The 337-nt window shown below is 63.2% G+C and carries 1 protein-coding gene; it reads right to left on the bottom strand.

The window, feature by feature from the left end; translation table 11 throughout:
- The coding region (locus J0A65_RS26650; RefSeq protein ID WP_206597183.1) for a phosphopantetheine-binding protein at positions 1 to 337 on the bottom strand (337 nt) is incomplete at both ends.

Here is a 337-nt window from a genome sequence, read left to right on the forward strand (position 1 = left end):
TCGAACAATGCGTGCAGCGGCAACGTCACTCCCAGACGATTGCGCAGGGTCATGCCGACCTGAGTCAGCAACAGAGAATGTCCGCCCAGTTCGAAGAAGTCGTCGTTGATTCCGACCCGCTCGACCTGCAGCACCTGCGTCCAGATCGCCGCCAGCTCACGCTCCAGGTCATTGCGGGGCGCCACGTAACCGACTGCCGAGGTACCGAACTCCGGCACCGGCAAAGCCTTGCGATCGAGCTTGCCATTCGGCGACAGCGGCATCGCCTCAAGCACCAGGATGCGCGCCGGCACCATGAACTCCGGCAATTGCTCAGCCAGCGCCTGGCGCAACTCCT

It is taken from the genome of Bowmanella yangjiangensis, assembly GCF_017255015.1.
Lineage (GTDB): Bacteria > Pseudomonadota > Gammaproteobacteria > Enterobacterales > Alteromonadaceae > Bowmanella > Bowmanella yangjiangensis.